The sequence below is a fragment of the Streptomyces sp. NPDC048411 genome (genome assembly GCF_040704695.1).
Taxonomy (GTDB): Bacteria; Actinomycetota; Actinomycetes; order Streptomycetales; family Streptomycetaceae; genus Streptomyces.
Map to the genome: position 1 here is coordinate 24116 of NZ_JBEZKL010000063.1, position 17200 is coordinate 41315.

The following is a 17200-nucleotide window of genomic DNA, read 5'->3' on the forward strand; positions in this document are numbered from 1 at the left end:
CCCTCGGAAGGGGGCATCATGACGCCCCGCAGCACCGCCGGCACCGGTGACGCCACCGGTACTACGGACCTCGCCGTGGACGGTCTCCGCCGCGACCTCACCGGCGAGGCCTTCGCACCCGGGGACGCCGGATACGACGCGGCACGCAAGATCTTCAACGGCATGATCGACCGGCGGCCCGCAGTGGTCGCGCAGTGCGCGTCGGAGGCGGACGTGGCGCTGTCGGTCCGATTCGCCCGTGAGCACGGCCTGGAGATCGCGGTCCGTGGCGGCGGCCACAGCGTCGCGGGCATGTCACTCACCGACGGCGGACTGGTGGTCGACCTCCGCCGCATGAACAGCGTGACGGTCGCCCCGAGCGACCAGGCCGCACGCATCGGCGGCGGCGCGACCATGAGCGATCTGGACCGGGCCACCCAGCCGTACGGTCTGGCGACCACCGGTGGCCGGGCCTCCACCACCGGTGTGGGCGGCTTCACACTGGGCGGCGGCTCCGGCTGGCTGGAGCGGAGATTCGGTCTGGCCTGCGACAACCTGCTGGCCGCCGAGCTGGTGACCGCGGACGGCAGCACCGTCCACGCGAGCCTCGACGAGAACCCTGAACTTTTCTGGGCGCTGCACGGCGGCGGCGGCAACTTCGGCGTCGCCACCTCACTCACCGTCGACCTGCACGAACTGCCGGAGATGTCCTTCGCGCTGCTGCTGTACCGCCCCGAGGCCGGTCCCGAAGTGCTGCGTGCGTACCGGGACCTGATGGCCTCCGCGCCGGACGAGGCCGGCGGAGCCCTTCTCTACATCGCCGGGCCGCCCGAGGACTTCGTACCGGAGCATCTGGTCGGCACACTCGTCTGCGGCGTCCTGCTCACCTGTACCGGGCCGTCGGCCCGGGCCCGGGAACTGGCCGGACCGCTGCTCGCCCTCGACCACGAGTCCGAGGTGATCACCGACATCCCGTACGCGGACCTGCAGTGCATGCTCGACGCCCCGCCCGGGATGCGGAACTACTGGTCCGCCGAGTACCTGGACACCTTCCCCGACGAAGCGGTGGACCTGTTCTGCTCCCGCGCCGCCGACATGCCCGTCCCCTCCGCTTCGCAGCACGCCCTCTTCCCGATGGGCGGCGCGGTGGCCCGCGGCCCCGCCGAGTACCCGCTGCCGTGGCGCACCGCCCGCTGGGCCGTGCATCCGTTCGGCGTCTGGGAGAGCCCGTCCGACGACGAGCGCGGTCGCCAGTGGGTACGTCAGGTGCGCGCCGATGTGCGCCCCTGGTCCACCGGCGCCGTCTACCTCAACTTCATCGGGCGCGAGGGCTCGGGCCGGGTCGTCGCCGGACTCGGCGCCGAGAACCACGCCCGGCTCGCCGCGGTCAAGGCCGCGTACGACCCTGACAACGTGTTCCACCTCAACCACAATGTCGAGCCTGCCGCCGCCCGGTGAACTCCCCCGACGACGGCTCCGCAGCACCCGGCCGGTACCTTCCTGACCAGGACGACAGCCCGCCCGACACAAACAGAAGCACGAGGCCAGAACCAGTGGAGAACCAAGGCGGAATCACCGTGCAGCGCGCCCTGGAGCTGCCGGGGCTGCGCAGCGGACTCCCCGAGGTGGTGGCCGGCGCGGACCGGCTGAACCGCACGGTGCGCTGGGTGCACGCGGGCGAGGTCCCGAACATCGCGTCCCTCCTCAAGGGCGGTGAGCTGCTGCTCACCACCGGTCTGGGGCTGGGCACCCGCCCCGCCGAGCAGCGCACCTTCGTGCGCAGGCTCGCCGACCGAGGGATCGCCGCCCTGGTGGTGGAGCTCGGGCCGCGCTTCAGCAGACTGCCCGCCTCGATCGTGGACGCCGCGCGGGCAGCCGGTCTGCCGCTCGTACAGCTGCACCGCGAGGTGCCGTTCGTGACGGTGACCGAGGAGATCCACACCGAGATCGTCAACGGCCATTACGCGCTGCTGCGGCAGGCCGAGGACGTGCACCGGCGGTGCACAAAGGCGCTGCTCGGCGGCGGCGGGATCCCGCAGGTGCTCGGCATCCTGGCGGACTTCACCGCCAACCCGGTCTTCCTGGAGACGGCGGACGGCCAGCTGCTGTACGCGGCGGGCACCGAGTCCGGTCCGGTCTCCGCCGATCCGCTCCAGGTGTGGGACGGGATGCGCGGCGGCCGGGCGGCCCGCGAGGCACCGCCCACGGGTGCGGTGCTGGTGGATGTGCCGGGCGGTGGCCCCGGGTCCGGTTCGGTACGGGCCAGGCTGGTGCTCCTCGCGGTGTCCGGGCCGCTGGTGACGGTGCACCGGATGGCGGCGGAGCGGGCGGCGGGCATCCTCGCCGTGGTGCTGATGCAGGCCCGCCAGGAGGAGGAACTCGCCGCGCGCGGCCGCGGCGACTTCCTGACGGACCTCGCGGAGGGCCGGATCGCTCCGGGGGACGCACCCGCGCAGGCCCGCGTACTGGGCTTCAAGCCGGGCGAGGCGCCACTGCTGCCGGTGGTGATGCGACTGGCCCCCGAGCTGTCCCCGTCGGGCAACTGGGCGCTGCTGGCGCGCGCGGTCCTGGAGGAACTGTCATCGGTGGGCATGCCGGTGCTGCTCGGCGTCCGCCCCGTGGAGGGCAGGGTTCCGCTGCTGCTCGGCCTGCGGTCCGAGTCGGAGCGTACGGCGGTGGCCGACCGGGTCGCGGCGGCGCTGCGGGCCGGCGTCGAGCGGGCCGGGCTGGAGCGGGCGGGCGCGCAGCCGCCGGTCGTGGTGGTCGGAGTCGCCGGCGGCTGGGCGGCGGCCGGGGCGGGGCTGCGGCACGCGGCGGAGACGGCGACGGCCGCGCAGGGGCTCAGCAACCGGCCCTGGTACGACGCCCGGCGCCTGGACATCGACCTGCTGCTGTGGCGGCTGCGGGACCATCCGGACCTGGCGGCGTTCGTGGAACGGGCGATCGGCCCGCTGCGCGATCACGACCGCACCTCGCGCCCGCCGCTGCTGCCCACCCTGGAGTCGTATCTCGCCCACGCGGGCCGCAAGGCGGAGACGGCCCGCGAACTGCACCTGAACCGCCAGACCCTCTACAACCGTCTGGCCCGCATCGGTGAGCTGCTGGGCACCGACCTGGACGACCCCCAGACGGTCCTGGCTCTGAGCCTGGCCCTGAGAGCCCGCCGCCACGCCAGACCGGGCGCATCAGGAGACTGAGAACAAGACGGCCGCGGGACGCTCCGGCATCCCCGCCGTCACCTCACCATCCGCGCCCGGTCGCCAACGGCTGAGTCAGCTCGTCGTACACACTGAGGACTTGCGCGATCGTGTCGTCCTCCGTTGGCCAACTCGCCGCCTGCGCACGCCCCGCGCCGGCCATCCGCTCCCGAGCCGCCGGGTCCCCCAGCAGCCGTGCAACGACCCGCGCCATGGCTTCCGCGTTGCCGTACGGCACAAGTTCCGCCGCGTCCCCGACCAGTTCGGGCATCCCGCCCACCGCTGTGGCGACCAACGGCACCCCCATCCGCAGCGCCTCCTGCGCCACCAAGGACCGCGCCTCCCACCGGCTGGGCAGCAGGGCCAGATCGGCTTCGGCGAGAAGCTCGGCGACGTCGTCACGGCTACCGATCAGCCTGACGGGCAGTTCCTCGTCCCGGATCCGCCGCTGGAGCGCACCCCGCTCCCGGCCCTCCCCGGCGATGACCAGCAGAGGTACGGGGTCGAGCTGACGCCACATCCGTGCCGCGTCGAGCAGCGTGTCGTACCCGTGATGCGGTACGAGACTGCCGATGGAGACGAGTAACGACGGCCCCGCCACTCCGAGTTCGGCCCGCACCTTGCCATCGTCGCGGACAGTGGCGGGAATACGCGACAGGGGAATGGCGACCGGCGCGAGCCTCGCGTCGCGCGCGCCCCGCCGCCGCGCCCGGTCGACCAGATCCGACGACGTACCGAGCACAACGGCCGCCGCCCGGGCGGCCCTTCGCTCCAGGAGGTGGAGCAGCCGGCTGCGGGCACCTTCGGCGTACGCCCGGGTGTGCCAGGTCAGAACCAGGGGGGTGCGCCGCCCGCCGAGCGCAAGACCGGTGCGTACGGCGGCGTGCAGCCCGTGCGCATGGACCACGTCCACCCCCACGCAGGCGCCCCGCAGGGCGGCGACGGCGGCGGGGTCGCTGCACCGCGGTACGGGGACGAAGCGGGCCCCCGTACCGGAGAAGTCGTAGGCGCGGTCCAGTTCGGCCGGGGCGCAGACGGTGACGTGCACGCCTCTCGCCACCAGCCCCCCGGCCAGCGACCTGACGTGAGCGCTGCTGCCCGCACTGCCGCCGCCCAGGACTTGGACCGTACGCAGCTGTGACACGTTGAATGGCTCCCGGGGCTACCGAGTCGGCGGTATGTGCATCGCCAAGGATGCCAGTCCGTACGCACGTTCCGGCACCTCGGAGCCGTGGTTCCGGTGTGCGCAGCGACAACCGGGCGTGCGTTACCACCCGGACGGGTGAGGACAACGGTGCGATATTGCCCCGCCGGCGACCCGGTGCCCCGGCGACGCGTCAGCGCCCCGACAGCACGTCACCGATCCGACAGCGCCGGGCGAGCCCGCTGATCCGGTCCCCGTGGACCGCCGCGGCCAGGACCCCCGCCGCATGGGCGGCGAGCCCGCACCGGCCGTTGCCCGCAACGATCGCGAGGCCGACGGCCGCGCCCAGGGCATGCGCGCCCGCGTCCCCGATCACGGTGTGTTCCCCCAGCTCCTCGGCGGCGAGGGCGGCCACGGCCCCCATCGGCGCGGCAGCGAGTCCGCCCCTGACCAGCCCGGGGGTCCCGAGGGCGAGCACGGTGGCGGTCGCGACGCCCGGCCGCAGGTCCGTCAGGTTGACGAGATGAGCGGTTCCGGCGATCACGACACCGGCGAGGACCCGGTCGACGGGCCGTTCCTTCAGCAGGGCGCCCGCGGCGAGCCCGGCCGCCCCGATACCGAAGAGCTTCACGGCGCCACTGGTCACCTCGCCGTGCCGCAGCGCGGTGAGATGGGCGCGGAAGCCGCGGCGCGGATCCTCGGCGCCGGCGAAGTCGTCGTACGCGCCACAGCCCCCGGCGACCAGCACGGCGAGGGCGGCGGCGGTCCGGGTGCGGGGCGGCAGCGGGAGCACGGCGGCTCCGGCGGCGACACCGAGTGCGACAGCGGGCCCGGCGTACAGATCGACGGTGCGCCCCGCGTAGTTGGTCCGCAACCACCCCGGGCGCGGCCGCCCCCGCAGCGCCCGGTACACCCCGCCCGCGACCCCGGCGGCGACGGCACCGGCGGCGGCCCTGCTGGTCATTGCTCCCATGCCCGCCAGACTACGAGTCGGCCCCGAACACTCGGACGCAGGGGCGCCGAGGCCCGCGCGCACGCCGCACCGCACCGCAGACACCGAAGCCGGCCCGTCCCCGCGCCGAACGGCAAAAAACTCCCCCGCACAGCGGTGCGCCGCCTACCCGTCCGCCCGCGCCGCGGCCAGCAGCTCCTCCGCATGCGCCCGCGCCGTCTCCGAGTCCTCCTGCCCCGCAAGCATCCGGGACAGCTCCCGTACCCGGTCCTCGCCCTCCAGGACCGTGACACCGCTCCGGGTCACCGCCCCGTCGACCGTCTTCTCGACCAGCAGCTGCCGGTCGGCGAACGCCGCCACCTGCGGCAGGTGCGTGACGACGACCACCTGCGCGGACTTGGCGAGCTTCGCCAGCCGCCGTCCGACCTCGACGGCCGCCTTGCCGCCGACGCCCGCGTCGACCTCGTCGAAGAGGTACGTGGGTACGGGGTCGGAGCCCGCGAACACCACCTCGACGGCGAGCATCACCCGGGACAGCTCACCGCCCGACGCGCCCTTGGCGATCGGCCGGGGCTGGGCGCCGGGATGCGGGGCCAGCAGCAGTTCCACCTCGTCGGCGCCGGACGGACCGTAGAGCACGCTCCGCCCGCCGATGTCGATGCCGGACGCCTCGTCCGCCGCGTCGGTCTGCCGGATGTCGAAGGAGACCCGGGCGTGCGGCATGGCGAGGGAGGCCAGTTCCTCGGTCACCGCTTCGGCGAAGAGTGCCGCCGCCGCCGTCCGCGCATCGGTCAGCGCCTGTCCGAGCCCGGAGAGTTCGGCCCTCAGCGCGTCCCGTTCGGCCGTCAGCTCGCCGATCCGGTCGTCGTCGCCCTCGAGCTCGGTGAGCCGGCGCGCCCCTTCCTCGGCCCAGGCGAGCACGGCGGCGATGTCCTCGCCGTACTTGCGGGTGAGCGCCGTGAGCGCGGCGCGCCGCTCCTCCACCGCGGCGAGCCGCAGCGGGTCGGCGTCCAGCTGGTCGGCATACCCGGCCAGTTCGCCCGCCACATCGGCGAGCAGGATGGAGATCTCGCCGATCCGGTCGGCGAGCGCGGCGAGCGCCGGGTCGTGGGCGCGGACGGAGTCGAGCGACCGCCCGGCCGCGGCGACGACGGTCGTCGCGTCGACGGCCTCCTGGTCCTCCGGGTTGCCCGCGAGCGCGGCGTGCGCGAGGGCGGCCGCGGAGGCGAGCGCCTCGGCGTGACCGAGCCGTTCGGCCTCGGCGGCGAGATCGGTGTCCTCGCCGGGCAGCGGTTCGACGCCGGCGATCTCGCCCAGTCCGAAGCGCAGCAGATCCGCTTCCTGGGCACGTTCGCGGGCGCGCGTGGTCAGCTCGTCGAGCTCCGTGACGACGGCCCGCAGCCGCCGGTACGCCGCCGCGTACTTGGCGTGCGGCACGGCGACGCCGTCGCCCGCGTACCGGTCCAGGGCCTGCCGCTGCCGCGCGGGCTTGAGCAGCCCCTGCTGGTCGGTCTGACCGTGCACGGCGACGAGTTCGTCGGCGAGTTCGGTGAGTACGCCCACCGGCACGGACCGTCCGCCGAGATGGGCGCGCGAGCGCCCTTCCGCGGAAACGGTACGGCTGATCAGCAGCGCACCCTCGTCGATTTCGGCCCCGGCCTCCTCGGCCCGTACCGCGGCCGCGTCACCGGCGGATACCGTGATCCGTCCCTCGACGACGGCGGCCTTGGCGCCGATCCGCACCAGGGCGGGGTCGGCGCGCCCGCCGAGCAGCAGCCCCAGGCTGGTGACGACCATGGTCTTGCCCGCGCCGGTCTCGCCCGTCACCGCGGTGAAGCCGGGTGACAGCTCCACCACCGCGTCGTCGATGACTCCGAGCGACCGTATCCGCATCTCCTCCAACACGGACACGACCTTACGAGGTCCGGACCCCGGTGTGCGACGGACCCCGGCCGCGGATTCACTCTCCCGTGCGCCGGAGGGCCGTGATCTGCGGCACTGACGCGATCAGTGGGGCGCGCCCCGCCACCCCGAGACGGGCAGCGCGAACTTCGCCACCAGCCGGTCCGTGAACGAGGCCTGGTGCAGCCGCGCCAGCCGTACGGGCACGGCCCCGCGCCGCACCTCGACCCGTGCTCCGGCCGGCAGCTCCACGGTCCTGCGCCCGTCGCACCACAGCACCCCGTGCGGGGTATGCGGCTGGACCTCGACGGCGAGCACCGAGGTCGGCGACGTCACCAGCGGCTTGGCGAACAGGGCGTGGGCGCTGATCGGGACCATCAGCAGCGCCTCGACCTCCGGCCACACCACGGGCCCGCCCGCCGAGAAGGCGTACGCGGTGGAGCCGGTCGGCGTCGCACAGACGATCCCGTCGCAGCCGAAGCCGGTGACCGGGCGCCCGTCGATCTCCAGGACGACTTCGAGCATCCGCTCGGGCGACACCTTCTGCACGGCCGCTTCGTTCATCGCCCAGTCGGTGTGGACGATGTCGCCGTTGCTGTGCACGAGGACATCGATCGTCATGCGCTCCTCGACCCGGTACGCCCGGGTGACGACCCGGTCGACCACCTTGTCCAGGTCGTCCCGCTCGGCCTCTGCGAGGAAGCCGACCCGGCCGAGGTTGACACCGAGCATCGGCACCCCGGAGGCCCGGGAGATCTCGGCGCCGCGCAGCAGCGTCCCGTCCCCGCCGAGGACGATCAGCAGCTCACAGCCGTCCACGGCCGCGGGCGTGGCGTCGTCGACCGTCTCCACGGCCGTCGGGAGCGGCAAGTCTGCGGCCTCCGCGGCAAGGACCCGTACCCCGAGTCCGCTGCGCAGCAGCCCCTGCACCACGAGTTCGGCGCTGCGGATCGCGGCCGGCCGGCCGGTATGTGCCAAAAGAAAGACAGTTCGTGCCGCATTCGTCGTCAACGAGGCCCCTCCGCCACTGCACGGTCGACATCCGCGGGATCCAGCTCGGGCGCTCCGGCCCGCAGCCAGAGAAAATACTCGACGTTGCCGGAAGGCCCGGGCAGCGGGCTCGCGGTCACTCCGCGCACTCCGAGTCCCAGCGCCCAGGCCCGGCGCGCCACCTCCCGTACCGCTTCGGCCCGCAGCTCGGGGCTGCGCACCACGCCACCGCTGCCCAGCCGCTCCTTACCGACCTCGAACTGCGGCTTGACCATCAGGACCAGGTCCGCGTCGGGGGCGGCACAGCGCGCCAGGGCAGGCAGGACGAGCCCGAGCGGGATGAACGACAGATCGCCGACCACCAGGTCCACCGCCTCTCCGTCGATCGCATCCAGCGTCAATTCGCGTACGTTGGTACGGTCCTTGACGGTGACGCGTTCATCGGACTGCAGCGACCAGGCGAGCTGCCCGTAGCCCACGTCGACGGCGACGACATGACCGGCTCCGGCCCGCAGCAGTACGTCGGTGAATCCACCGGTCGACGCCCCTGCGTCCAGCGCCCGCCGCCCCTCGACCTTCAGCCCGAGGGGTACGAAGGCGGCGAGGGCGCCCGCGAGCTTGTGCCCGCCGCGCGAGACGTACTCGGGGTCGCTGTCGTCCTTGATGACGACGACTGCGGCGCTGGTCTCGACCTGGGTGGCGGGTTTGGTCGCGGTGTTGCCGCCGACGGTCACCCGCCCTGCGGCGATCAGCTGGCTCGCATGCTCGCGTGAGCGGGCGAGCTTTCGGCGTACCAGCTCGGCGTCGAGGCGGCGACGTGCCACTCCTGCCACGTTCGGTTCAGCTCCTGTTGTTGTACGGGGGCATCGGTGCGGGTACCGGTGCGGGTGCGGGCCGGGCATCCAGCGCGGTCAGCGCATCGCGCAGCCCATGGTGTACATCCTCGTACACCTCGATGTGTCCCTCCGCCGGGAGGTGGTCCGCGTCGGCCAGCCGCTCCAGCCCCGCGTCCACCTCGGCGTGTCCGGTGGGGGTGCGCGTGACGCCGAGGGGCGCGGCGGCTGCGGGCTCGGGTACGGGGCCGGCCGTCTCCGCCGATTCCCCGGGCGCCGCCCCGGGCTCCGGCATCAAGTCGCTCATGCGGAAACGCTACCGCGAAGGCCTGGGGTACCGTCGGTCACGATGGCGACCATGGCGGAGTGCCGCAGCGCACTCGACACACTTTCCGACAACCTCGAGACGGCCGAGGGCAACGTGCGCAGCGCGGCTGCCCTGGACCGCTCGCTGAGCTGTCACATCAAGGACCTCGGGATCACCTTCACCGGCCGTCTCAAGGATGGCCGGATCCAGGTACTCGACACGATCGAGGGCCCACCGAGCGAGAAGGCCGAGATCCGGCTCGCGATGAACGGCGACGACCTGGTGGCCATGGTGAAGGGGAACCTGAGCTTCGCAAAGGCCTGGGCCTCGGGCCGGGTCCGGCTGGAAGCAAGCATCCGAGACCTCATGCGCCTCAGAACACTGCTGTAGCACCCCCACCCCACCAGCCCCTTGGGCGACCGACCACACCCACGCCATTGAGCCTGCCACGCTGACCGATCACGCCCGCCGGAATCAAGCCCGTCCGGCGATCGAGGAGAGGCACGCCGACAGCCAGCGCAACCACGCTCAGGCCCGCACCGAATCCACAACGCGCGCGCCCCGCGCGGGCCGCGCGGCCGGCACCACCAACGGCGTCCCCGTCTCCGGATCAGCAATCACCTGACACCGCAGCCCGAACACCCGCTCCACCAGCTCCGCCGTGACCACGTCTCCCGGCGCCCCCGCGGCAATGACCTCGCCCTCGCGCATGGCAATCAGATGCGTGGCGTAGCGCGCGGCATGGTTCAGGTCGTGGAGCACGGCGACCAGCGTCCGCCCGCGCGTCTCATGCATCTCCGCGCACAGGTCGAGGACATCGATCTGGTGCTGGATGTCGAGGTACGTCGTCGGCTCGTCGAGCAGCAGCAACGGCGTCTCCTGCGCAAGCGCCATCGCGATCCAGACACGCTGCCGCTGACCGCCGGACAGTTCGTCGACATAGCGATCGGCCAGCTCGTGGACACCGGTCGACACCATCGATTCCTCGACAATGCGTTCGTCGTCCGGCGACCACTGCCGCAGCAGCCGCTGATGCGGATACCGGCCGCGTGCGACCAGGTCCGCGACGGTGATGCCGTCGGGCGCGATCGAGGACTGCGGCAGCAGCCCCAGGGTCTTCGCGACCTTCTTCGCGGGCATCGCATGGATCGTCTGCCCGTCCAGCAGCACCTGCCCCCGGCTCGGCTTGAGCATCCGGGACAGTGCCCGCAGCAGCGTGGACTTCCCACAGGCATTGGGGCCGACGATCACGGTGAACGAGTTGTCGGGGATCTCGACCGAGAGGTTCTCCGCGATGACCCGCTGGTCGTAGCCGAGGGTCACCGAGTCCGTGATGAGGCGCTGCATGGTCGTACTCCGGGAGTCGGTGGGACGGGTCATCGATGGGCTGGTCCTTCGGGGCGGATTCACCGTGCGACGGGTTCTCATATCCGCCCCGCCCTGCGCTCGGAGACGAGCAGCCACAGCAGGTAGCAGCCACCCAGCACGCCGGTGACGACACCCACCGGCAGCTGCCGGTCGCCGAAGGCGTCCATCGCGATCCAGTCGGCGACGAGCAGCAGAGCGGCCCCCATGAAGGCGGCGGGCGCCAGATTGGGCCCGGGCGAGCGGGTGAGCCGGCGTGCCAGCTGCGGGGCACTCAGCGAGACGAACGCGATGGGCCCGGCCGCGGCGGTGGCGACGGCGACGAGCAGCACGGCACAGCCCATCAGGACGAGCCGGGTGCGTTCCACCCGTACACCCAGGGCGTACGCGGCGTCGTCACCCATCTCCATCATGCGCAGCGCCCGCGCGTGCCCGAGCACCAGCGGAATGAGCAGGCCGCACACCGCGAGCAGCGGCCAGACCTGCGCCCAGTCGCGCCCGTCGAGCGAGCCGGTCATCCAGACGACGGCACGGGTCGCGTCGACCAGGTCGGCCTTGGTGATCAGATACTGCGAGGCGGCGGTGAGCATCGCGGCCGTGCCGATACCGACGAGCACCAGCCGGTAGCCGTGGACCCCTCGTTTCCACGCCAGCAGGTACACCGCGGCGCCGGTGAGCAGCCCGCCGACCACGGCGCCGCCCGCGACCGCGGTGGCCCCGCCCTGAAAGAGGACGATCACCGTCAGCGCACCGACCGTGGCGCCCTGGCCGAAGCCGAGCACGTCGGGGCTGCCGAGCGGGTTGCGGGAGATGGTCTGGAACACGGCGCCACCGACCCCGAGTGCCGCGCCGACCAGGAGCCCGACGAGGACCCTCGGCAGGCGCAGGTCCGTGACGATGAACTGTTGCTGGAAGGTGCCGTGCCCGAACAGCGTGCTGACGACCTCGCCGGGCGTCATCGCGTAGTCCCCGCTGCCGATGAGCACGATGCCGGCCCCGGCTGCGACGGCGGCAAGGAGCACGATCACCACGAACGCCCGGACGTCCACCCGGAAGGAGAGCCCGCCGCCGGTCCGTACGGCCCGGACCGCGCCGGCTCCGCCCTTCGTGCGGGTCTTCATGGCCTTCACAGCTGGGCCATCCTCTTGCGGCGTACGAGATGGATGAAGACGGGACCGCCGAGCAGCGCGGTGACGATGCCGACCTGCAGCTCGGACGGTCGGGCGATCACCCGCCCCACCACGTCCGCGCCGAGCAGCAGCACCGGCGCGAGCACAGCTGCGTACGGCAGGATCCACCGCATGTCGGGGCCGGTGATCGCGCGCACCAGGTGCGGGATCATCAGCCCGATGAAGACGATCGGCCCGCAGGCGGCGGTCGCGGCCCCGCACAGCAGGGTGACGGTGAGCATCGCGAGGACGCGGGTGCGGGTCAGATGGGCGCCGAGCGCCCTGGCGGTGTCGTCGCCCATCTCCAGGGCGTTCAGCGGCCGGGCGATGAGCAGTGCGAGGACGACACCGACCGCGATGAACGGCCACACCTTGCCGACGGTCTCCATGTTCGCCGAGGCCAGCGACCCGACCGTCCAGAACCGCAGTCGGTCGAGCGCCGCCGCGTCCAGCAGCTGTACGGCGTTGACATAGCCGAACAGCGCGGCGCCGGCCGCGGTCCCGGCGAGGGCGAGGCGTACAGGCGTCGCGGACCGGCTGCCACCGAGCAGGTACACCGCGACCGACACGACCGCGGCACCGAGGAACGCGAACCACACGTACCCGGTCAGCGAGGTGACACCGAAGAAGCTGATCGCGGACACGACAGCTGCCGAGGCTCCTGCGTTGACCCCGAGCAGTCCGGGTTCTGCCAGTGGGTTACGGGTCAGGGCCTGCATCACCGCCCCGGCGAGGCCGAGCGCGGTGCCGACGATCAGCCCGAGCACGGTCCGCGGGATGCGTACCTCCCGAACGAGGACATCGCCCGGGGTTCCCGAGGCGTGGAACAGACCGTGCCAGACATCGGCGAGGGGCAGCGCCTTGGCGCCGATCGCGATACTCGCGAGGCATACCAGCACCAGCGCGACCACGGCGACCAACAGCCCTACGGCACGGGTCGCATGGCGCCCGGGGGGCGCGGATGTCACCGGCGCGGCCCTGGGACCTGCGCTCGGCTCTGGCGGACTCTCAACCAACACGGAGTTAGGTTAGCCTAACCTATTGACTTGTCGAGCCATCCGGCTCCCCGCATCCAACGGAACGCCACATACGCCCGATTCATCCCGAAAGGATCCGTCGCCTCGGCGAACTCCCGGACTCCCCCGCCCAGTTGCCCAGGCCTCGCCCGCAGCACCCTCAGGCTGCCGCCGGACTACAGCCCGAGCCTGGCCACCGCCTTCCCCGCATCAAGCAGGCACGCCCCCTCACCGGCGTACGACCAGGCAGCCCCACACAGCGCCCGCAGCCCGTCGAGCACGTCCCCGTCGCCCTCCAGCGCCAGCTCGTCACCGCGCACCGCGGCCGTCCAGCCACCGCAGTCGAACCCACCGCCGTTCTCCGTCACCTCGGGCTGCCCGGTGAGCAGTCCCCGCAGATCCGCATCCACATACGTGGGCCGGTGCCTTGGCTCGGCCGCCACCAGCTGCGCCGCGTCCGTCACTCCGGTGAGCACCAGCAGTGAGTCCACCCCACCGTTGAACGCACCCTCGATATCCGTGTCCAGCCGGTCCCCGACCACCAGCGGCCGCTCCGCCCCGGTCCGCAGCACGGTCTCACGGTGCATCGGCGGCAGCGGCTTCCCGGCGACCTGCGGCTCGGCACCGGTGGCGATCCGTACGACCTCGACCGCCGCACCATTGCCCGGCGCGATCCCCCGGGCGCTCGGAATCGTCAGATCGGTGTTGGACGCGAACCACGGCACCCCACGGTTGATCGCGTACGCAGCCTCCGCGAGCCGTCCCCACGCCATGTCGGGACCGCCGTACCCCTGCGCCACCGCCACCGGCTCGTCGTCCGCCGACTCCACGGGCACCAGCCCGCGCTCCACCAGCGCGACCTTCAGCCCCTCGCCGCCGACCACGAGCACCCGAGCCCCGGCCGGCAGCTGATCGGCCATCAGCCGCGCCACCGCCTGCGCCGAGGTGATCACGTCGGCGGGCTCGGCCGGCACCCCGAGCTCGGTCAGATGGTCCGCCACGGCAGCCGGCGTACGCAGTGCATTGTTGGTCACGTACGCGAGATGCATTCCCCCGTCCCGCGCGGCGCCCAGCGAATCGACGGCATGCACGATCGCGTGACCGCCCGCGTACACCACCCCGTCAAGATCCAGCAGAGCCGTGTCGTACGCCGCGCTCAGCGCAGTGCTGATCCCGCTCGGCCGGGTCCTGCTCGCCTGACTCATATCTTTGCGCTCCTCATTACATGCCTCTCCTCAGATCATCGCGCATCGCCACAACGCACATACGATGCAGAAATGAAGACACCAGGTCCCACCGGCCAGGGGCTGCGCCTGATCCCGTTCCGCGGGCTGCGCTACGTCCCCGAGCGGGTCGGCAGTCTCGCCGCGGTGACCTCACCGCCCTACGACGTCGTCGTGCGCCCCGACGGGCTGCACCACCTGGAATCGGCGGACCCGCACAACATCGTCCGATTGATCCTGCCGCAGGCCGACACGCCCGACGCCCGCCAGGAGCAGGCCGCCGAGACTCTGAACCGCTGGCTCGACGAGGGCATACTGGCCCCCGAGAGCGAGCCCGCGCTCTACGTCTACGAGCAGCGAAGCGGCGAGATCCTGCAACGCGGCATCGTGGGAGCACTGGCGCTCTCCTCCCCCGCCGACGGCATCGTCCTGCCGCACGAGGACGTCATGGCCCATGTCGTCGAGGATCGCGCCAACCTGATGCGCACCACAGCCGCCCACCTGGAACCGCTCCTGCTCACCTACCGCAGCGAGGGCGACCCGACCGGCGCGACCGCTGTGATCGAGCGCACCATCCACCGGCCGCCGCTGCTCTCGACGACCACCGAGGACGGCTACCGGCACCGGCTCTGGGCGGTCACCGACCCAACCGACCGGTCCGAGATCGAGAGCGACCTCACTCGCCACCAGGCGCTCATCGCCGACGGCCATCACCGCTGGGCCACCTACCTCCGGCTGCAGCAGGAACACACCGACCCGGGCCCCTGGGACTTCGGCCTGGTCCTCCTCGTCGACACGGCCCGTTACCCGCTCCAGGTCCGCGCCATCCACCGGTTGCTGCACCGCTTCCCCGTCGCCGACGCACTGGCCGCATTGAACGGCGCCTTCCGAGTCCGCGACATCGAGGAACCACTCCCCGTTGCGCTCGACACCCTCGCCGAGGCGGCCGCCGAAGGCAACGCCTTCCTGCTGGCGGGCGACGGCCGATTCCATCTCGTCGACCGCCCGGACGAGGCACTGCTGGCCCGCACGATCCCGGCCGACCGCCCACTCGCCTGGCGCACTCTCGATGCGACGGTCCTGCACGCGACACTTCTCGATCATGTGTGGCAGATCCCCGACAGCCCGGAACGCATCGCGTACATACACGACACCCAGGCAGCCGTGGAACAGGCCGAGCGCCGCAACTCCACCGCGGTCCTGATGCATCCAGTACGCGAAGAAGTCGTCCGGGACCTGGCCCGACAGGGAGTTACCATGCCCCGCAAGTCGACCTCGTTCGGCCCCAAGCCGGCCACGGGCCTGGTCCTGCGCAGCCTCGCCCTCGACTGACCGCGGGCACGGACGCCGGACGCCGGACACAAAAAAAGAGGGCGGCATCCCTTCCGGGATGCCGCCCTCTCTCATGTCTTACGCCTTCGTCGACCCGTCCTCATCCGCATCGTCGACATCGCCATCAGCGTCGGGGCCGGCTTCGGCCTCGACCGTCTCGTCGTCGCTGTCACCGAGAGCGTCGACGAACTCGACACCGTCCAGCTCGGCGAGCCGGTCCGACGCGTCGGTGGCACCGTCCTTGTCGGCCTCCAGGGCCTTCGCGAACCATTCACGCGCCTCGTCCTCGCGCCCCGCGGCCAGCAGCGCATCGGCGTACGCATAGCGCAGTCGCGGCGTCCACGGGTGCACAGCGCTCGATGCGAGCTCGGAGCTCTGCAGGGTGACGATGGCGGCATCGATCTGCCCCATGTCCCTGCGCGCCCCGGCGGCCACCAGGCGCATCTCGACCTGCCCGGCCTTGTCCAGCTTCTGCACCTCGGGCTCGCCGGCCATGGCCATCGCTCGCTCGGGCCGCCCGAGTCCACGCTCGCAGTCGGCCATGACGGGCCACAGCTCCACGGAACCGGTCATCCGCTTCGCCGCGCGGAACTCGGCCAGCGCCTCCGAGTACTTCTGCGTCGCGTACGCGGCGAAGCCGGCCGCCTCCCGGACAGCAGCCACCCGCGAGGCCAGCCGCAGCGCGATACGCGAGTACGCGTAAGCCTGCTCGGGGTCCTCGTCGATGAGCCGGGCAACCATGACGAGGTTGCGGGCAACATCCTCGGCCAGGGTCTTCGGCAGGCTCATCAGCTCCTGCCGCACATCCTTGTCGATCTCGTCACCGGTGACGTCGTCAGGAATGGGAAGCCGCTTGATCGGCTCGCGGTCCCGGTCGTCCCGGCGGTCGTACCCACCACGGTCGTCGCGCCCCCGGTAGCCACCACGCTCGCGGTCGTCCCGCTGCCCGCGGTATCCACCGGCACCGCGGCTGTCGTCACGGCGGAACCCACCGCCACGGCTGTCGTCGTCGCGACGGGGCCCACGCAGCCAGTCCTCACGACGCTCGAAGCCACCGCCAGGACGCCCACCCCGCTCGTCATCACGACGCGGCCCGCGATATCCACCACGGTCGTCCTCACGCCGCGGGGCACGGTCGTCGCGGGGGAACCTGCCGGCGCCGCCACCGCCACGACTGTCATCCCGACGGAAGCCACCGGCACGGTCGTCGCGACGGAAGCCGCCCCGGTCGCCGCCGCTCGTGGGCCGACTGTCGTCACGGCGGAACCCACCGCCACGGCTGTCGTCGTCGCGACGGGGCCCACGCGGCCGGTCCTCACGACGCTCGAAGCCACCGCCAGGGCGCCCACCCCGCTCGTCATCACGACGCGGCCCACGGTACCCACCACGGTCGTCATCACGCCGCGGCGCACGATCATCGCGACGGAACCCACCACCGGAACCGCCACCGCGGCTGTCGTCACGGCGGAACCCACCACCGGAGCCACCACCGCGGCTGTCGTCACGGCGGAAGCCGCCGCCACGGCTGTCGTCGTCGCGACGGGGCCCACGCGGCCGGTCCTCACGACGCTCGAAGCCACCGCCAGGGCGCCCACCCCGCTCGTCATCACGACGCGGCCCACGGTACCCACCACGGTCGTCATCACGCCGCGGCGCACGATCATCGCGACGGAACCCACCACCGGAACCACCGCCGCGGCTGTCGTCACGGCGGAACCCACCACCGGAACCACCGCCACGGCTGTCGTCACGGCGGAACCCACCACCGGAACCACCGCCACGGCTGTCGTC

At 72.4% G+C, this 17200-nt stretch carries 16 protein-coding genes; 4 read left to right on the top strand and 12 right to left on the bottom strand.

What is annotated here, in order from left to right; all coding sequences use genetic code 11:
• Positions 1 to 18: 18 nt before the first annotated feature.
• Complete coding sequence (locus AB0915_RS22210; protein WP_366692722.1) at positions 19 to 1437, top strand: FAD-binding oxidoreductase; 1419 nt, start codon at positions 19 to 21, stop codon at positions 1435 to 1437.
• 95 nt (positions 1438 to 1532) lie between these two features.
• Positions 1533 to 3176, top strand: coding sequence for a PucR family transcriptional regulator (locus AB0915_RS22215; RefSeq protein ID WP_366692723.1), 1644 nt, complete (start codon positions 1533 to 1535; stop codon positions 3174 to 3176).
• Positions 3177 to 3219: 43 nt separating this feature from the next.
• Here the strand turns inward: AB0915_RS22215 and AB0915_RS22220 are convergent, their stop codons facing one another.
• The 6 genes from AB0915_RS22220 to AB0915_RS22245 all read right to left on the bottom strand — a co-directional run bounded on the left by AB0915_RS22220 (position 3220) and on the right by AB0915_RS22245 (position 9292).
• Entirely contained in the window at positions 3220 to 4320 is a 1101-nt protein-coding gene (locus AB0915_RS22220) for a glycosyltransferase family 4 protein (RefSeq protein ID WP_366692724.1), read from the bottom strand.
• A gap of 193 nt (positions 4321 to 4513) precedes the next feature.
• On the bottom strand, positions 4514 to 5293 hold the full coding sequence (locus AB0915_RS22225; RefSeq protein ID WP_366692725.1) for a hypothetical protein: 780 nt from the start codon (positions 5291 to 5293) through the stop codon (positions 4514 to 4516).
• A 144-nt stretch (positions 5294 to 5437) separates the two neighbouring features.
• Positions 5438 to 7183, bottom strand: a complete 1746-nt coding sequence (recN, locus tag AB0915_RS22230) for a DNA repair protein RecN (protein ID WP_366692726.1) — start codon at positions 7181 to 7183, stop codon at positions 5438 to 5440.
• Between the two features lie 96 nt (positions 7184 to 7279).
• Positions 7280 to 8185: an NAD kinase gene (locus tag AB0915_RS22235; protein ID WP_327247138.1), complete on the bottom strand. Its 906-nt coding sequence runs from the start codon at positions 8183 to 8185 to the stop codon at positions 7280 to 7282.
• A complete protein-coding gene (locus AB0915_RS22240) occupies positions 8182 to 8997 on the bottom strand; it encodes a TlyA family RNA methyltransferase (RefSeq protein WP_366692727.1) in 816 nt (271 codons plus the stop codon). Before AB0915_RS22240 ends, AB0915_RS22235 begins: the two co-directional genes overlap by 4 nt.
• 7 nt (positions 8998 to 9004) lie before the next feature.
• Entirely contained in the window at positions 9005 to 9292 is a 288-nt protein-coding gene (locus tag AB0915_RS22245; RefSeq protein ID WP_366692737.1) for a hypothetical protein, read from the bottom strand.
• Between the two features lie 54 nt (positions 9293 to 9346).
• Here AB0915_RS22245 and AB0915_RS22250 point away from each other — a divergent pair, with 54 nt between their 5' ends.
• The gene (locus AB0915_RS22250) at positions 9347 to 9694 is read left to right on the top strand and encodes an SCP2 sterol-binding domain-containing protein (RefSeq protein WP_366692728.1); all 348 of its coding nucleotides are present in this window, start codon (positions 9347 to 9349) and stop codon (positions 9692 to 9694) included.
• 138 nt (positions 9695 to 9832) lie between these two features.
• Here the strand turns inward: AB0915_RS22250 and AB0915_RS22255 are convergent, their stop codons facing one another.
• The 4 genes from AB0915_RS22255 to AB0915_RS22270 form a co-directional block, all read right to left on the bottom strand.
• Positions 9833 to 10651 (bottom strand): ABC transporter ATP-binding protein, encoded by an 819-nt coding sequence (locus AB0915_RS22255; RefSeq protein WP_366692738.1) that lies wholly within the window; start codon positions 10649 to 10651, stop codon positions 9833 to 9835.
• Between the two features lie 77 nt (positions 10652 to 10728).
• Positions 10729 to 11790: an iron chelate uptake ABC transporter family permease subunit gene (locus AB0915_RS22260; protein ID WP_366692739.1), complete on the bottom strand. Its 1062-nt coding sequence runs from the start codon at positions 11788 to 11790 to the stop codon at positions 10729 to 10731.
• A gap of 5 nt (positions 11791 to 11795) precedes the next feature.
• Positions 11796 to 12806, bottom strand: coding sequence for an iron chelate uptake ABC transporter family permease subunit (locus AB0915_RS22265; protein ID WP_366692729.1), 1011 nt, complete (start codon positions 12804 to 12806; stop codon positions 11796 to 11798).
• Between the two features lie 224 nt (positions 12807 to 13030).
• Complete coding sequence (locus AB0915_RS22270) at positions 13031 to 14059, bottom strand: HAD hydrolase-like protein (RefSeq protein ID WP_366692730.1); 1029 nt, start codon at positions 14057 to 14059, stop codon at positions 13031 to 13033.
• Between the two features lie 72 nt (positions 14060 to 14131).
• Here AB0915_RS22270 and AB0915_RS22275 point away from each other — a divergent pair, with 72 nt between their 5' ends.
• Positions 14132 to 15409, top strand: coding sequence for a DUF1015 domain-containing protein (locus tag AB0915_RS22275; RefSeq protein WP_366692731.1), 1278 nt, complete (start codon positions 14132 to 14134; stop codon positions 15407 to 15409).
• 78 nt (positions 15410 to 15487) lie between these two features.
• On the opposite strand, the gene AB0915_RS22280 is transcribed toward AB0915_RS22275, so the two are convergent.
• Positions 15488 to 16198, bottom strand: a complete 711-nt coding sequence (locus AB0915_RS22280) for a tetratricopeptide repeat protein (RefSeq protein WP_366692732.1) — start codon at positions 16196 to 16198, stop codon at positions 15488 to 15490.
• Positions 16198 to 17200, bottom strand: a 1003-nt coding sequence (locus AB0915_RS22285) for a hypothetical protein (protein WP_366692733.1), incomplete at its 5' end; no start/stop codon positions are given. The genes AB0915_RS22280 and AB0915_RS22285, both read right to left, overlap by 1 nt.